General features: G+C 47.0%; 12 protein-coding genes and 7 pseudogenes. 6 read left to right on the forward strand and 13 right to left on the reverse strand.

The annotated features are described in order from the left end of the window. Positions 1-123 precede the first annotated feature (123 nt). The 3 genes and pseudogenes from ACLH1I_RS25690 to ACLH1I_RS25700 all read left to right on the forward strand — a co-directional run. Positions 124-546: pseudogene (locus ACLH1I_RS25690) on the forward strand (integrase core domain-containing protein); the annotation flags it as partial. Between the two features lie 52 nt (positions 547-598). Next, positions 599-772: pseudogene (locus ACLH1I_RS25695) on the forward strand (nuclease); the annotation flags it as partial. Positions 773-958: 186 nt separating this feature from the next. After that, a complete protein-coding gene (locus ACLH1I_RS25700) occupies positions 959-2,515 on the forward strand; it encodes a sensor domain-containing diguanylate cyclase (RefSeq protein WP_048298758.1) in 1,557 nt (518 codons plus the stop codon). A 91-nt stretch (positions 2,516-2,606) separates the two neighbouring features. On the opposite strand, the pseudogene ACLH1I_RS25705 reads toward ACLH1I_RS25700, so the two are convergent. Next, positions 2,607-2,834 (reverse strand): annotated as a pseudogene (locus ACLH1I_RS25705) (IS3 family transposase); the annotation flags it as partial. Between the two features lie 305 nt (positions 2,835-3,139). Further along, positions 3,140-3,256, reverse strand: a pseudogene (locus ACLH1I_RS25710) (transposase); the annotation flags it as partial. 1,073 nt (positions 3,257-4,329) lie between these two features. On the opposite strand from ACLH1I_RS25710, the gene ACLH1I_RS25715 reads away from it, so the two are divergent. Further along, positions 4,330-5,012, forward strand: a protein-coding gene (locus tag ACLH1I_RS25715) for an IS1 family transposase (RefSeq protein ID WP_223790102.1) whose coding sequence is annotated in 2 segments (ribosomal slippage) — positions 4,330-4,573 and positions 4,573-5,012 — 684 coding nt in all. Because the reading frame shifts where the segments join, the coding sequence is not laid out codon by codon here. On the opposite strand, the gene ACLH1I_RS25720 is transcribed toward ACLH1I_RS25715, so the two are convergent. The 8 genes and pseudogenes from ACLH1I_RS25720 to ACLH1I_RS25755 all read right to left on the reverse strand — a co-directional run bounded on the left by ACLH1I_RS25720 (position 5,009) and on the right by ACLH1I_RS25755 (position 12,264). Next, a protein-coding gene (locus tag ACLH1I_RS25720) for an IS3 family transposase (RefSeq protein ID WP_114139113.1) occupies positions 5,009-6,144 on the reverse strand; the annotation gives its coding sequence in 2 pieces (ribosomal slippage) (positions 5,009-5,883 and positions 5,883-6,144; 1,137 coding nt in all). The genes ACLH1I_RS25715 and ACLH1I_RS25720 overlap by 4 nt on opposite strands. A 79-nt stretch (positions 6,145-6,223) precedes the next feature. Continuing rightward, positions 6,224-7,002 (reverse strand): annotated as a pseudogene (locus tag ACLH1I_RS25725) (IS3 family transposase); the annotation flags it as partial. A 73-nt stretch (positions 7,003-7,075) separates the two neighbouring features. After that, positions 7,076-7,381: pseudogene (locus tag ACLH1I_RS25730) on the reverse strand (helix-turn-helix domain-containing protein); the annotation flags it as partial. A 231-nt stretch (positions 7,382-7,612) separates the two neighbouring features. Then, the gene (locus ACLH1I_RS25735) at positions 7,613-7,885 is read right to left on the reverse strand and encodes a YkgJ family cysteine cluster protein (RefSeq protein WP_071993384.1); all 273 of its coding nucleotides are present in this window, start codon (positions 7,883-7,885) and stop codon (positions 7,613-7,615) included. Beyond that, the gene (locus tag ACLH1I_RS25740; protein WP_048298730.1) at positions 7,882-9,453 is read right to left on the reverse strand and encodes an ATP--cob(I)alamin adenosyltransferase; all 1,572 of its coding nucleotides are present in this window, start codon (positions 9,451-9,453) and stop codon (positions 7,882-7,884) included. The genes ACLH1I_RS25735 and ACLH1I_RS25740 overlap by 4 nt, the downstream gene beginning before the upstream one ends. A 46-nt stretch (positions 9,454-9,499) precedes the next feature. Continuing rightward, positions 9,500-10,597: a hypothetical protein gene (locus tag ACLH1I_RS25745; protein WP_048298731.1), complete on the reverse strand. Its 1,098-nt coding sequence runs from the start codon at positions 10,595-10,597 to the stop codon at positions 9,500-9,502. 118 nt (positions 10,598-10,715) lie between these two features. Continuing rightward, complete coding sequence (locus ACLH1I_RS25750; RefSeq protein WP_227653778.1) at positions 10,716-11,009, reverse strand: WYL domain-containing protein; 294 nt, start codon at positions 11,007-11,009, stop codon at positions 10,716-10,718. Between the two features lie 44 nt (positions 11,010-11,053). After that, a protein-coding gene (locus tag ACLH1I_RS25755) for an IS3 family transposase (protein ID WP_093515578.1) occupies positions 11,054-12,264 on the reverse strand; the annotation gives its coding sequence in 2 pieces (ribosomal slippage) (positions 11,054-11,949 and positions 11,949-12,264; 1,212 coding nt in all). 118 nt (positions 12,265-12,382) lie between these two features. Here ACLH1I_RS25755 and ACLH1I_RS25760 point away from each other — a divergent pair. Beyond that, positions 12,383-13,414 (forward strand): IS630-like element ISEc33 family transposase, encoded by a 1,032-nt coding sequence (locus tag ACLH1I_RS25760; RefSeq protein ID WP_072072824.1) that lies wholly within the window; start codon positions 12,383-12,385, stop codon positions 13,412-13,414. 71 nt (positions 13,415-13,485) lie between these two features. On the opposite strand, the gene ACLH1I_RS25765 is transcribed toward ACLH1I_RS25760, so the two are convergent. Genes ACLH1I_RS25765 through mobI form a run of 3 tightly spaced genes read right to left on the reverse strand, consistent with a single transcriptional unit; the run spans position 13,486 to position 14,928 of the window. Further along, positions 13,486-13,662, reverse strand: coding sequence for a hypothetical protein (locus ACLH1I_RS25765; RefSeq protein ID WP_162887376.1), 177 nt, complete (start codon positions 13,660-13,662; stop codon positions 13,486-13,488). Positions 13,663-13,675: 13 nt separating this feature from the next. Then, positions 13,676-14,464 carry a hypothetical protein gene (locus tag ACLH1I_RS25770; protein WP_048298734.1) on the reverse strand — a complete coding sequence of 263 codons (789 nt, stop codon included), beginning with the start codon at positions 14,462-14,464 and terminating at the stop codon, positions 13,676-13,678. Further along, on the reverse strand, positions 14,464-14,928 hold the full coding sequence (gene mobI / locus ACLH1I_RS25775) for a conjugative transfer protein MobI(A/C) (protein ID WP_064171841.1): 465 nt from the start codon (positions 14,926-14,928) through the stop codon (positions 14,464-14,466). Before mobI ends, ACLH1I_RS25770 begins: the two co-directional genes overlap by 1 nt. Positions 14,929-15,957: 1,029 nt before the next feature. On the opposite strand from mobI, the pseudogene ACLH1I_RS25780 reads away from it, so the two are divergent. Further along, positions 15,958-16,395, forward strand: a pseudogene (locus tag ACLH1I_RS25780) (DUF262 domain-containing protein); the annotation flags it as partial. Positions 16,396-16,493: the final 98 nt, after the last annotated feature.

The raw sequence follows: 16,493 nt of genomic DNA on the forward strand, positions 1-16,493 counted from the left end.
CGATTCCAATAGTTTTAACGTTCATGATAGCAGCGCTCCGTTCAATGAGTGACGATTTATCGTCCCACTGTGGCACAAGAGATGGGAGGCGACCATTCCATTAACAAAGCCGGGGCCAGTCTAAAGGCCAAAATCTCGTTAGCAGAAAGCGAGATGCTCAGGTGTTCAGATGGCTTTGAATTCGTCTGCGACAAGAGTGAAAAACTGCGGGTCACGTTCGCGCTGGACTTCTGCGACCGTGGGGGCATAGACTGGGCAGCAATCACGGGAGGTAATGACAGTTCGACGGTGCGGGATGTGATTCTGAAAGCGCATCGGCGACATGTTGCCGGACACACCAGTGCAGTGGCTGACGGACAACGGTTCAGCGTATACCACGTATGAAACGCGGAGGTTCGTGAAAACGATGAAAGAAGACTATATAGCGTTCATGCCAAAACAGGATTGAGAACAGCACTGTGAAACCTTGCAGCAGCATTCAAGCATAACAATGAAAACCACCCGCACAGCGCGCTGGGATATCACTCTCAAAGGGAACAACTGTAGCAGTGCACATCGTTAATTTAAGATACAAAAGCTGTCCAGAAACGGCGGGTCAAGATCAGGACGAGTAGGAGTACGCCTTCGCGGAATAGCGTACGATGCCTGGTCTTATGCAACGGTAGGACGCGGCGCTGAGCGAGCGCGTCACGGCCTTAAGAACGCAGATGCAGAGTTTGAGCGAGCAGCGCAGCATCATAAAGCGCTAAAGCTGAAACGATCGCAGTGGTAGCAGACGTACAATGGACCGACACTGTGACAAACCGGTTAAAACAGGGCTTTCAGCTAAGTTGCATCGAAAACCAGTGCCATTCACACGACTGCATGCTATGCAGTCGTGCTGAACACGTCCGGAGCGGTGTAGCTAAGGGCTGCTATGGTAAATGCGGCATTTTTTAATTATATGGAGTGTATTTTTATGAGAATTAAAAAGCCTCACCTTCGTCCGATAGTCATAACCTTGTCCGTTGGTGGTATTTTTTTGACTTCTATTTTTATGATAGTTGTCATTATGTTTTATCAACACGAAAATATAGAAAAAGATTTGCTTGATGCTAATTCATCGTACGCTATGAAAATGTCGGATGTAATGAGCAGTTATATTGAAATGGCTCAGGGCGAACTAGCATATGGTGCTAAGAAAATTGAATCAACGACTGATGTCGAATATCTTAAAAATGAGGCTGATAGGCTAAGATTGCAGTCCGGCATGTTTAATTCAGTTATTGTTGTTAGTAATGGCGCTGTTGTTCTGGCAACTTCTCCAGAATCACTTGATTTAGTTGGTGTTCACTTGAACTCAAGTGTCAGTAAATTGGCTATTGAGGGCAAAAAGGCATTTATATCGCAACCTTACAAATCAGTTGCTGGGAATTTGATTATTTTGTTGTCACATCCTATTTATGATAAGAGTGGTAATTACATAGGGTATATCGGCGGGTCTATATATCTAAAAAAACAGAGTTTATTTAGCGATGTTTTGAGTAGGCATTTTTTTAATGACGACACTGAAATTACCATCGTTAGTGATGATGGTAATGTGATCTTTAATAAAGATAACAGTGTTGTTGGTCGACCGATGGTTATGCCTGATGATTTGAAATCAAAGTTAGCTTCGTCTGAAAGAGGCGATGGTACCTTTTTTTCTTCGGGGCATAAGTATCTTCTTGGTTATGCTCATATGAAAAATACTGACTGGAATGTGTTTGTTTATAGTCATGCTGACAACGTGACCACTATTCTTATTAATTATGCTAAAAATGTGCTTGTTCTGCTAGTTGTAATAATAGTTGTGTTTTCAGTTGTTTCATATTTCATTGCATCCCAAATCTCAATTCCTTTAGAAAATCTTGCTATATCTACCAATGCTAAAGATATAGAGTCCTCGCTGACTTATATCAAAGGTATCAATGCTTGGTATGCCGAAGCTGACCGCCTTAAAAAGGCACTTTTAACGAATGTAAAGGTAATGATGAAAAGGGTTAACACTCTAAATGAAGTGGCAGTAAAAGATCCCCTAACCGGTGTAAATAATAGATTGGGGTTTTCGAATAAAACAAAGGATTACACGCAAGGCTCAGGGGCTTCAGTTATTGCTATTGATGTTGACTTTTTTAAAAAGATAAATGATTTCTTCGGGCATGGGGTCGGAGATGAGGTGCTTATTTCTTTGGCTCATGTTATTAATTCTTGCTGCCGAAGTGAAGATATTGTTTGCCGGTTTGGTGGTGAAGAGTTTGTTATTTTTCTGCCGAATACTTCAGTGGTAACAGCAGAGCGTATTGCGGAGCGTATCAGAAGTGTTATTGAAAGTACTGTTTTTACTAATGACTTGCGTGTCACCATATCTGCTGGTGTAGCAACGCAAACTGATCCCCTTAGTGGGATCGACTTTTTGCTGAAAAATGCTGATGATGCTCTTTATCAAGCAAAGGGAGAGGGGCGTAATAAAGTGATTGTATATAGTTTTATTTGAGTTTTGGGTAATGCTCCCAACTTACTGATTTAGTGTACGATGGTGCTTTTGAGGTTCTCACGTGGCTTACATTTGAATCGCCACGGATAATCTAAACACTTCCGAGCCATTGATAATACTGGTTTTCATATCCTGTCGGTGACATCTGATTGCTCGACCCATGTCGACGCTTACTGTTATAAAAAATTTCGATGTAATCAAAAATTTCGCTGCGGGCTTCTCCCGCCTTCCGTAGATCTTTTCTTTATGCGCTCTCGGTTCAGTAACTGAAAAAGTTTTCTGCAACCACGTTATCGTGACAGTTACCGCGACGGCTCATACACCCTTCCATGATTGCCGTGGTTCCGCGTCGTCTGGCCTGCAAAGATGATTATCTGGTGATTGTGGATATGCCACTGGAAGTACCATGCTTTACGAAAAGCATGGCCTGGAATCGCGATCCGGCGCATCAATGGATCCGGGCGTTGTGCGTTGAGGTCAGTCAGGATGATCCATTTAGACGGTATCAGAATACAGGGCGACTGTCGGTAAGATATAAAATTACTTATTTTCCTGATGCCGGATAGATGTAAGCAACACCCCAAACCAGATTCATTACTTGCAAAACGGAGGTAGTCCATAGATGTAAAAAGTGGGCTCAGAAATGCCCATATTTCGGCAGACTTCCCCGACGCGAGTGCCGGTTTCGGCCTTTTTCAGCGCAAACGCAATCTGTTCTTCAGTATAGCTTGTCTTTTTCATGGCGAAATACGTGAAATCGCTATTTAGCTATTTTTTATGAAGAATGATGATCCGAGATACTTGAAAACCGTTGTTGCCCTTTGAAAGCATCCCATTTTGAAAAAATCTTGAATTCAAAATGTTGAAGACAAAATCGGATGGAAAAAGTTAACTTATCTGGTATTGTCAGTAAAACCGGCAAAGGATTCAACTTACCAGGGGTGGTTTGTTGAATATGGAGCAGTAGCAGCCCCTTTGCCGGTTTGTCAGCCTATCATGCTTGCATCACTTTCCTTCCTGCACCTAAAGACATCCACATACGATCTGCAAATAAGAAGCTCAGGTTTCATTATGGGAATGAACTTCTTTTAACGATAAATGGATCTCGCCAGATGCATGAAACGTGACACTGTCACATTTAGATGGATATGATTTAATTACGTTGGTTATAGTTACCATGGTAAATATCAATATCGATAAAATAACATCAATTAATTATAAAATTTATACATAATAAATAAAACGAGGTTTCAGTATTTTGCTATAAAAACAATAAAAATGTATGGATTCAGGAATAATGAGAAATATGCTCATTTTTCCATCGCTTCAAGAGGTATGCAACATCCTATTTACAGTTAGAATAATAACGATTATTCCATGTGTTATTGTTATGTTAATAAATATGGTGGGGGTAACCGGCTTCTAAATCAGTCCAAAAGTTACTTTTCAAGTGGTTTTCGTTCAGGTTGCGCTACGCGAAATCTGAAGAAAAACGGAGGGGTGAGTACGTCAGATTTCACGTAGCGCGCGGCAAAGTAAAAGAAAATATTCGGATAATTTCTGCCCGGTTAAGGATAAATGATGAAATCGCAGTATGAAGGATAACAGGGCTGAATCCCTTTACAGCGCAAAAGTTACTTTTTGCACTTTGAGGGTGTGAGGAACGGGAAGGGGATCGGAATCGTCCATGATGTCGGGCCTTGTTTACCATAGTGTGCATCATGGTCCTTTTGTTTGACAGTCTTGCGGGTCATGACGCCAACTTAGTGCTGCTGTATACTTCGCCTTTTGGATAAGTGATGGCATAGGTTGATGTGGTTTATCCCCGTTGCTCTGAAACTCAAGGGGTTATCCGTAATGGTCACTCAACGTCAGGTGCTCAGCTCTATCGCTGCAAGCTCTGCCTGAAAACCTTCCAGTTCAGCTTTCAGTACAACGCCGCTAAACCCGATACCCATCAATCCATTATTGATATGGCAATGAATGGGGCCGGGTGTCGTGACACTGTACGAGTCCTTGATATCAGCCTCAATACTGTCCTCCGCCATCTAAAAAACTGGCGCCGAAACAGGTAGCGCAACACATTGAGCCCGGAGCAGAAGTTGTCATCTGTTGTGAAGCTGATGAGCAGTGGTCATTCGTACGTTGTAAGGGCAATCCACGCTGGCTCTTTTATGCCTATGACCGCATCCGAAAGCGGGTTCTTGCTCACGTCTTTGGCCCCCGAAATGCGGTGACGTTAAAGCGGCTTCTGGCGCTGCTGAGCAAATTTAATATTGCCTTCTACATGACCGATGCGTGGCCGGTATACCGGACGTTGCTGGACTCAGCCAGCCATGTAGTCAGCAAGAAATATACCCAGCGAATAGAGCGTCATAACCTGAATCTGCGGACTCACCTTAAGCGCCTTACCCGAAGGACAATCTGCTTTTCAAAATCAGAAGATATGCACGATAAGGTCATCGGATGGTATCTGACAATCAACCATTACCACTAAACCAGCGTCACGCCCCTTTTTTGGTTCCACGCACTTTTTGAGATTTCCGGGGTTTCAGCCATCAGCCGGTATTCTTCCGGCGTCAGGTTATTCAGGGATTCGTGGGGGCGCTCGCCGTTATATTCGACCAGCCAGCGCTCTGTAATTTCCCGTGCTTCATTCAGTGTTCTGAGCAGATAAAAATCCAGTATTTCCGTTCTGTATGTCCGGTTGAACTGTTCGATAAAGGCATTATGCGTTGGCTTGCCGGGCCTGATAAACTCCAGCATCACACCATGCTCTTCTGCCCATTGTGCCAGCGTCAGCGAGACCAGCTCCGGAGCGTTATCCATCCGCATCTTTAGCGGATATCCGCGGTTTGCCACGATCCTGTCCAGCACTCTCACGACTCGCTGCGCCGGGATATTCAGGTCAATTTCGATCGCCAGTGCTTTGCGGTTAAAATCATCCACCACGTTGAAGGTCCGGAAGCATCTGCCGCACACCAGCGCATCGTGCATAAAATCGATGGACCAGCTCTGGTTCATCGCCTCTGGCGTCACCAGCGGAACCGGATTGCGCACTGGCAGGCGCTGTTTTCCCTTACGGCGAAAATTCAGTTTCAGCAGGCAGTAAATCCGGTGAACGCGCTTATGGTTCCAGCTTTTGCCCTGCCTGCGCAGCACCTGAAAAAGCTTTTTAAATCCGTATCGCGGATAGCGTTCAGCCGCCACGGTCAGCGCCATAATGACTGGCTCATCACGTTGCGTATCCGGCTGATAACGAAATATCGTCCTGCTCAGCGACAATATCCTGCATGCCTGACGTAAGCTCATGGCAAACTGCGCGGTCAGATAGCTGACCAGCTCACGCTTTATCGCTGGTTTTAAAGCTTTTTTTCAATAACGTCTTTCAATGCGCGGCACTCGAGGCTCAGGTCCGCAAACATCTGTTTCAACCGGCGGTTTTCATCTTCGAGGTCCTTCATCTTTTTGATATCAGAGGCTTCCGTACCGCCGAACTTCGCTTTCCAGTTGTAGTACGAGGCCTCAGAAATTCCGGCTTCGCGGCACACATCTTTGACGGTGCGTCCGGCTTCGACGGACTTCAGAACGGCGATGATCTGGTGTTCGGTGAATCGGGCTTTGCGCATGGCGATCTCCTCCAGGAACATAATCAGTATGCAGGTAGATCTATAAATGTGAATGGTCCGCTTTACCGGGATGCTTACACGGCGAGAACGACATTGCCCATCCCACGGGTTTTCTTGCGAACAGGTCGAGAACAACGGCGAGGTACGCCCAGCGCTTACCCGTCCAGATATAGGTCACATCAAGGCACCACACCTGGTTTGGTTCCGTTACAGCGAACTGTCGTTCAAGATGGTTCGGAATAGCAACGTACTCATGACTGCCACGCTTACACCGGTGAGTCGGCTGCTGGCAACTGACCAGCCCCAACTCTTTCATGAGCCTGCCAGCAAGCCAGCGCCCCATCGGGTAGCCTCTCTGGGTTGCCATTGTGGCGATGCTTCTTGCTCCGGCCGAACCATGGCTGATGCCATGCAGCTCAAGTACCTGGCTGCGTAATACAGCCCGTCTGCCGTCTGGCTTTTCAAGACGGTTTTTCCGGTATTTGTAGCTGCTGCGATGAACCCCAAACACATGGCAGAGACTGACCACAGGATAACGCGCCCTGAGTTTCCCGATTATCGAGAACTGTTCAGGGAGTCTGACATCAAGAGCGCGGTAGCCTTTTTTAATATTTCGTTTTCCATTTCAATACGTTGTATCTTCTTCCTGAGTTCACGTATTTCGATTTGTTCCGGCGTTATCGGGGAGGCTTTTGGCGTTTTTCCCTGACGCTCATCACGCAGTTGTTTGACCCGTTTTGTCATCGTGGAAAGACCAACATCCATAGCCTTAGCAGCGTCAGAGACGGTGTAATTTTGGTCGACAACCAACTGAGCGGATTCGCGTTTGAATTCAGGACTGAAATATCTTCTTTTCATTGGAGCACCTGTGTTGTTCTGAGGTGAGCATATCACCTCTGTTCAGGTGGCCAAATTCAGTAAACCACTTCATTGCTATGGCCAGAGAGATCGAATGAAGCCTTTTTAACTCGCTTTGAATACGTCTTGCACCCAGATTCCGCAGTGTTAGTAACGCCAGGATCAGAGCGATTTCGTCGGGGCCAGTCTTAGTTGCTGGTGAGTGTTTAGGACGACGGCCGTGGCTTTCCAGACCAGCTATACCCTGTGCCAGATATCTGCGCCACCATTTACGTAATGTGGGTCGAGAAATGCCGCAGCGACGACATACAAACCCCGCATCACCAGACGTCTCATAGAGTTTTACACACTGTAACAGCTGCTGAATTCCCCTGTTCATAGTAAGGTATTATAGTGAAACGATGTCTGTGAATCACACAGGTAAATACAACAATGCATTAGCCATCTATAAATCTAGATGGCTATTGTTTGGTGTATTTTTTGTCTCCGAAGTGATTTACTTTAGATTCAGCTCTTTGATTCGGGTTCAAGTGGTCAAAACAACGGCAGCATCAGCCCAAAGGCTTTCAAACTGGCCTGGTCGTGACTACGGTCATAGGATCAGTCCATCCTACTGCTCAAGTTTTTCTAGAATTAAACAAGCTTCACGATTAAGAGTAATGAATTCCTGCCAGCTATATTGCTGTTGGTAGTTAAGCTGATACTGTTTTTCTACCTGGCAAATAAGCGGACGTGTTTTATAAATCGCGCACAGCTTTGTCTCCATCTGATAGTGACGACAAATGCCGTCACCACGATCGAGAAATTGCGTTTCACTGGCGCGATTGACGTGGCGACAACAAGCGCCGCACTGGTTACAGGGAAACGCGGGCGTTAGCGTCATAGCTTACTTAACCAGCTACGCACAGAGCGGGTATTCCCTGCTTCAAACGGTAGCGCAATATTACGGCGCTCAACCTCTGCACGCAGCAACAAACCGCGCTCAATTTCACTATTCACCTCGTTAAGATGCAGCGAGAAACGCGATAACGCAGACGTATCAATAGCAAACTCTAACGCCGAAAGCTCCAGTAGATAACGATCGAGTTCAGCATTCACCTGCTGATAATACTCTAGTGCTTTCTGATGCTTATCTTTAAACGTATCCAGAAACGTCCAGACCTTTTTCATCAATGCGCTGTGTTCAAGGAAGTAGTTCATCACCAGCGTCAGAAGACCAGTCGCCAGCGCGCCGCAGAAAGCCGCCAGTTCCGGACCAAAAGGAAAGACGAGCATCTTGGCTAAAGCTTCATTAACCACCACACCCGCAGCCACGGCCACACCCGCAGCCACCAGCTTGCTCACTGCTTTAGCCAGCTGCCCCGGCGCTAACCCCTCAGGGTTAAAGACCATAACTTTAAAGGCCTGTACCAAATTGTTCCACATCTCACGAATCAGGCGCACCATCATCTTCTTAGTCGTAAAGAAGATATTGAAGAGCGTCGTCGTAATGCTGGAGAGCACGCCACCGATGGCACCGTCTTTAAAGGACGCCAGGAAAGTGCTGAATTTACCCTGCACTCGCTGCCAGACTGCGCGTAATGCCTCCGCCGCATCTTGCAGGAAGTCTCCGGCATCGAATGAACGACGATGCTTCTCGAACATCACGGGAATGCGCTCGCGGAACTCAAACCAGGTCTCTGCCAGAACCAGCCCCAACATCTGCCGCGTTCCCATGCGAAATGCATTGTTCATTGTGGCAGTGGCGACATTCTTCGCAAACTTGCTGCTGGTATAATATTCCTGATTGATCGTACTGTTGTATTTTCCCCGCGCCTTTTTGTCAGCCTCTTTCATCCGTTCAAAATCGGCGGCTGCTTTATTTTCCAGCTTATTCAGTTGTTTTTGCTCTTGCTCGGAAAGCGTTGGTTGGCTGCGCAAACGGGCAATTTCCTGCGTAGTCACAGCATGCTGTTCTTGTAGCGTTTGCACGAAGGCATCCATCGTTTTCGCCTTCTTCGCCTTATTCAGCGACTCATTCGTGAAGGTCAGATTTGATGAATCATTAGCCAGGTCGGCACCATCGCATTCGGCAAGGATACGCCCTGGATCGTTGTGAATTTCATGGGCGGCAATAATATGGTCGAGATTCTTTTTATCATTAGCCGCAAATTTCTCACCAGTGTAGGTATCGGTCAACGTACCGACCTCGTGCGCCTTTTTTCCCGCCCGGTTGGTGGCAATGTAGTTTTCGTGGCTATGGTAATGATGAGAATCATACCCTTCGCGTTGCTCGTACCGTTGACGCTCGGCATCGGAGGCATACACTCCCTCGCGAGCGTTATGAATGGTATTCACATCGCCGCCGTAGTTATCCTCCAGCAAGAGGAAATCCAACCCAAAAGAGGTAGCCAGACTCTTGACTACCGTCTGATGTAACTCTTCACCCCAGTCAAATCTGGCTGTGTTCATTGTGCTCGCCCATAGCAATACCGGGCAGATTCGCCCGGCGAGTCGATTAAATACGAGAAGAAAATGCGTCAAACTCAGAATCAGAAGCCGCCAGTTTTTCGTCCAGAATCTCTTTGTTCAGCAGGTTCATACCGTTGCTGTCGGTCTGCAGTTGGATCACGCCATCTTCGATAACGGCTTCACCGTTTTCCTGCGTCACCGGCTTGAACAACGGCGTGGTGATCACGTCGGTCATTATGGCGGCTAATTCATAACCATGGTCGATAATCGCCATGATCTCTTCCGACTCACTAATCTCGGTAGTGATATTCTTCTCATGACGTTCAACAATGACGGCATGCATAGCTTTCAGCGGCTCAAAGTAGTGCTGAATAAAGACGCTATGCATACGGGTGATTGATTCGTAAATGCTATTTACATACTGCTGCACCTTCGTCAGCTGCGCTTCAGCCGCATTCATTTTTTCCACCGCCGCGGTCACTTCACGGGAGCTTTGATAAGCATTGTTAAGCGCCTTTTCGGCATGGCTATCGTAAGCCCAGCCCGCAATAGCAATCAGCGGAGCCACCACTGCACCGCCAAGCACCATCGCGCCGCCCGCCATCCCCCAACCACCTGCGGCCAGGGAACCACCACCAATCGCCGCCATTGTGGCGTTATACGCCGCCGCACCAGACAGGGCGGCAATCGGCGTACCGGTAGAAGCTGCGGCAAACGCCATCACGCCGCTGTACACGGCAAAACCAGCGGCAGCACCAGAAACCCCGGCACCGATGACCGTCGTTAGGTATTCCGTGGCGGAAATCGCCAAGTTCTGAATTTTATTGATGTTATGCTGTGGTACCTTCAGCCGAAGATCTTTATGCCCATCTTTCGCCATACGCGCCAGCAGATCGTCGGCAATCGTTTTAAACTCATTGAAATCTTTACCGATTTCCAGCTCTTTTTCACCCAGTTCGGCCAGTTTTTTCGACGTTGTTTCATTTGCCAGATCAAAGCTCTCTTTATGCTTATCAAAGCTACGCTGCGCGCGATCTAATACATCATCAGCTTCCGATTTTTTCTGGTAGCCATCATAAGCTTTTTTACCGCCAAACGCCGTTGCCGCTGCCGCGACGCCCAGAATAATGAATGGTAATGCCATAGATAATAATCTCCTGTGCAATAAGTCGTTGTTACCCGCTACGCATCACATTCCTGAACAGAAACGGAGTCGCGATCGGCAGTGATGTAGTTATGCAGCAAGTTGATGACCGTTTTTTTCAACCATTCTGGCATTCTGGTTCCAGAATTTCTATATTCGGTAACCAGAATAGAATTAGTGGAATAATTTGACTCTGATGTGCTGCCTTGCAAAGCAAAGTCACGCCATCATTCTCTTCGCGAACCAATTCTTGCTGAGGCAGTAAGTCTCGTCTTGAGAAGTAGCCAGCAATACTGTGTTTAATACGCACCCGCACCTCAAACGTCCCTTCACTCACCCAAGGATCGCGATGCTCATCAATTAATGACAGTGTGGGAGTATCTACAGCAAAATGCTCTTTCCGGATATCCAACCACCGAATTTTACTTAACGAAAAAGACTTTAGTAGATTGGCCCCTATATTTCCATACACTTTTTATCACTTAACCCATGACTGGTTCGTCGCCGCAGATATCCCAGTGCACTATGCGGATGCCATTCGTTATAATGTTCAAAGGCTTCCGCAAGGTTTTTTACCGCTGTTAACCCGTCAGGTTTCGCCATGATGCTGATGTAGTCGCGCTTCATCGTTTTCACGAAGCTCTCTGCCATGCCGTTGCTTTGCGGGCTGCGTACTGCCGTATGTTTAGGCTCCAGTCCTACCATTCTGGCGAACTGACGCGTCTGATGAGACCGGTAGGCCGAGCCGTTGTCCGTCAACCATTCAACGGGGGAGGCCGGCAGGTTGCTGCCGAAGCGTCGTTCCACCGCACCCAGTATCACGTCCTGTACGGTTTCGCTGTCATATCCACCGTTACTGGCCGCCCAGTGCAGTGCTTCACGATCGCAGTAGTCCAGTGCGAACGTGACCCGCAGTTTTTCGCCATTATCACAGCTGGACCCAAAGCCGTCAGAGCACCACCGCTGGTTACTTTCCCCGACGGCCACTTTCCCTGTATGCGCCCGTTTCGAGGGCGGTATTGCAGGTTTACGCTCAAGCAGCAGCGCATTCTGACGCATGATCCGGTATACGCGTTTGGCATTGATAACGGCCATGTCGTCAGATTCAGATTGTCTGCGCAGCAGTGCCCATACCCGACAATAACCATAGGTGGGTAGAGCGCCGATAACGGTATGGATACGGGCCAGCACGTCAGTATCATCAGGCTTGCGCCTGCGTCGGCGATCCTGCCAGTTCTTCGTCCGACGGGCCATGGCATGCAGTTGCGCACGTGAGACCCGGAGGCAACGACTGACAAGGCTTATTCGCCATCCTCCGGCAACAAGGGCACGTGCGCTATCCACTTTTTTTGTCGGCCATATTCAACGGCTTCTTTTAGCAGCTCGTTTTCCATGGTTTTCTTGCCCAGCAGGCTCTGTAGCTCTTTAATTTGCTTCATCGCAGACGCCAGCTCCGATGCGGGTACAACTTGTTCTCCAGCAGCAACGGCGGTAAGGCTGCCTTCCTGATACTGCTTACGCCACAGGAACAGCTGACTGGCAGCAACACCATGCTGCCGGGCAACCAGAGACACAGTCATACCGGGTTCAAAGCTCTGCTGAACAATGGCGATTTTTTCCTGAACGCTGCGCCGTCTGCGTTTCTCTGGACCTAAAACATCAATCATCCGGACTCCAGTGACTAAATAGCTGCGCGGAATAGTAGATCACTGAAAGGGAACTCAGCCCGGATTGTGCGATCTGATCAATCGCCAAACCAACCAAAACCACCAACCGGACTGAGCGATGCCGATCATAGCACCAATACCCCGTGGCGAACGACGCCTGATGCAGAAAGCTATTCATAAAACGCGCGATAAAAATCATGCCCGCAGACTCACGGCCATGCTGATGCTTCATCGGGGTGAACGGGTCAGCGATGTTGCCAGAACTCTCTGTTGTGCCCGTTTATCCGTTAGTCGCTGGATTAACTGGTTTACGCACTCAGGTATTGAAGGCCTGAAATCCTTACCCGCAGGGCGCTCCCGACGCTGGCCTTTTGAACATATCTGCACCCTGTTACGTGAGCTGATAAAGCATTCTCCCGGCGATTTTGGTTATCAACGTTCACGCTGGAGCACCGAATTACTGGCAATAAAAATCAATGAGATAACCGGTTGCCAGTTACATGCAGGAACCGTTCGCCGCTGGTTGCCATCTGCGGGGCTTGTATGGCGCAGGGCCGCGCCAACTCTGCGTATCCGTGACCCACATAAAGATGAAAAGATGGCGGTAATCCACAAAGCGCTGGATGAATGCAGCGCAGAGCATCCGGTATTTTATGAAGATGAAGTGGATATCCACCTTAATCCTAAAATCGGTGCGGACTGGCAGTTGCGCGGACAGCAGAAACGGGTAGTGACGCCGGGGCAGAACGAAAAATACTATCTGGCCGGCGCACTGCACAGTGGCACGGGTAAAGTCAGCTACGTGGGCGGCAACAGCAAAAGTTCAGCGCTGTTTATCGCTCTGCTGAAGCACCTGAAAGCCACTTACCGGCGGGCGAAAACAATCACGCTGATCGTTGATAACTACATTATCCATAAAAGCCGCGAAACCCAGCGCTGGTTGAAAGCAAATCCCAAGTTCAGGGTAATTTACCAGCCGGTTTACTCGCCGTGGGTGAATCATGTGGAACGGCTATGGCAGGCACTTCATGACACGATAACCCGTAATCATCAGTGCCGCTCAATGTGGCAGTTACTGAAAAAGGTCCGCCATTTTATGGAAACCGCCAGCCCATTCCCCGGAGGAAAACATGGTCAGGCAAAAGTGTAGCGGTATTAGGCGCAGCTATTTAGTGACGGGTAACGGGATTCAATATAAACGGTAACTGCACCTCATGCATATCACTGGAAAGGTTGTGCACCTGGTAGCTTGCTTGGATAATCAAGATAGCTTTGCACATCCTTGTTAGGCGTGTGCGGGATATCGTACTCATCATCTGTATCAAAAATAATATCGTGGTCAGGCCTTCCAAAGAGGGCGACCATAATTTTTAAAAAAAGCCTGGATATAATACTCATATCAACCTGTGAGTTATTGTACCGAAACAGGAGTTGCAGAAGGCTGTGTTTTGTCAGATGGTTTACCGGAGCCAACTGCTTCTTCTGGTTTTAATGTCGGCTCACTGCCAGCATCAGCAGAACTGTTACTGTGACCGGACTGAACATGGGCTTTAGTTTCGAGACTGGCAATATAAAGTTCCACCGATTTAAACCGCTTAATGCTCTGGATGAATGGCAATGCGTCGTATTTTCCATTCACGCTGTTTTCAGCGTTCAGTATTTTAGTGATGTTGTCCATCGCAACCCGCAGTGAGCTCAGGAGTTGCATGATAATTCGGTCATGAACCTGTTGTGAAATCTGACCGTATAACCACAACTGATGTGCCTGACGAGTCAGGACGTTGATGGTCTGGATAATATCCAGCAATTTATAGGTCATTGGGTGGTTCCAGCGAATTTCAAATTCACCATAGTCAAACCCTTCGAATGATGAACCATCCAGAGGCAGTCTGGCGACATTTTTGTCAATCTGCTCTTTGAAGATATTTACATTACCCGACAGTTCATCGTAAACACCGGAGAGCCATTTCTGAACTTTAGTGCTTGTCGCCTGGTCACCTTCTACCAGCCGGAAAATATTATAAATTGCATTGGGAATGGCGTTAAACTGGCGCAGGCAGGCTCTGTTTTTTTCATGAAAGTGCGTATAGAACTCACTTGAAAGTGGCTTTAATTTTGAAATGACCATCCCTAACGGGCGGTTACTGCCAGCGTTACGTTGATTGCGCGGTTCAGTTTTTGGGGATGCGTTGTCAGCCATTATATTAACCTCTTCAGTTTTTCCAGTCTTTTGATGTCGGCCAGTTTTCGTTGATGGTATTCCGCGAGTAGTTCACGGATCGGTTTAATTTTGTTTTCTGTTTCCAAGATCATCTCCAGTTCCCAATCCAGGGCATTTTTAAAACAACTAACGCTGTATCCTCCGAGTTTAGGTTTAACAACCACGCCATGATGTTCAATTTTGTTTTTGAACCTAGGCGAAAAATCTTTCCACACAATTGTCAGTTTTTGCGATGAGCCGACCTTTCTAAACACCGGTGCGAATCGACCGGGCATGAATTTCCCCCCGTTTGCATACGTGGTCTGGGATATCAACTGATTTCGTGCCTTCCAGGTCTCCCAGTATTCATCCAGAATTTTTGTCGCTTCTGATTTCAATAACTCGATATAGCGAACCGAGTTTTCGATAACGATTTCCTGATGTGCCGTAATTATCGGGTTCATATCAACTCCTCCATTCTCACAGACTACAGGAATCCAAAAAGATTTTTCTGAACTAACAAGGGTGTTTGCATTTTTTTTGATTTTTTTTGTGCTCATGTCGTCGGCAAAAAAGTAACTTTCTTGTGAGCACGACCAGCAACCTCTGCCTGAGGCCCCACACAGTGTGCGTTCCACCTCCCGTAAAACCACTTCTCGCAACCGTGGAGATGGAAAAGTAACTTTTTTGCGAACCAGTAATAGTTACCCTTATACATAAGTAACTTTTTGCGTAATAGTTACAAATGATGGAGGATGAAAATCTGTTGTCCATTGGTCACTATTCCGGGAAAAGTTACAAATGAAGATTTTTCCCCATTGGTAACTTTTTTCAAAAAAGATACTAATGAAAGATGTCGCTTATCGACGGTTTTTTCAAAAAAGTGCCCAATGATATTGGTGAAAATTCGGATGTTCTTACACTTGGAACTAAAACGAAGATAGTGCTTTATACTATTTGTGATTAATCCTTTTCTACTCTCCCTCGGATTGCTATGATATAATAAAACCTCTTTTAGTAACCGAGGTAGCGCGATTTAAAAGTATCCTGAGTGCGTAAAAGCCTTGCCACGCCTGGAGTGTATGAGGTTGGAGGTTAGGGAAGAAGGGGATCAACGAGTTCTTATAGAGATCCTCAATTAATGACCGCCAATGTCAACGCGTTAATTAGTCTGTCGCCTGGGAGTCTGTACGCGTAGCCACGCTTCATCCCCCCCAAATCACGCGTCACAAAGCTGCCAGCGTAACGTTTGGTAATGACCTGGCAGACATAACAGATGTCGAGAAGATAAAGCATGGACTTCTTGTTAACCTTGGTAAAAACATAGCAAGACGGGTTTCATCACTTTGTGCATCCGCAATGCGAGTCTACACGAACGAAAAACACAAGCCGAGCAGTCAGCTTTTCCACTGCATAAATTATGCTTGTGCAAATACTGTACTCGTTACACTTTTTAGATTAAAATCAGCCAGTTAATATAACACATGAGGTTTATGATGGCTGGCCAGTATGAAAAAGCAATAACGATAAAACAAGCGATAGATTCGATTAATTTACGCCACTACCTTCTGCCTGCAATTCAGCGAAAGTTTGTCTGGAGCAGCCGGCAAATATGTCTGCTATTTGATTCCATCATGCGAGACTACCCGATAAACTCTTTCATGATGTGGGATATCCGTAGTATCAGTATTAAAAACGATTACAAATTTTATGAGTTCCTGAAAGAATACTGTCAGCGATTTAATGAAGAAAACCCATGTGTACCAACAAATGCGGGATTTCATGATTTTAAGGCGGTGATTGATGGTCAGCAGCGTCTCACATCTTTATATATTGGACTGTGTGGAACGTATGCGTATAAACGGCCCCGGGTGTGGTGGCCTTCGGCACAGGATGATCGCATCCTGCCGCCCAGAAAGGGCTTTGTTGAATAAATCAGATTTCGGGTAAGTCTCCCCCGTAGCGGGTTGTGTTTTCAGGCAATACGCACGCTTTCAGGCATACCTGCTTTCGTCATTTTGTTCAGCGC

The sequence above is a fragment of the Klebsiella sp. 1SOBk10mer genome (assembly GCF_046602535.1).
Lineage (GTDB): Bacteria > Pseudomonadota > Gammaproteobacteria > Enterobacterales > Enterobacteriaceae > Klebsiella > Klebsiella quasipneumoniae.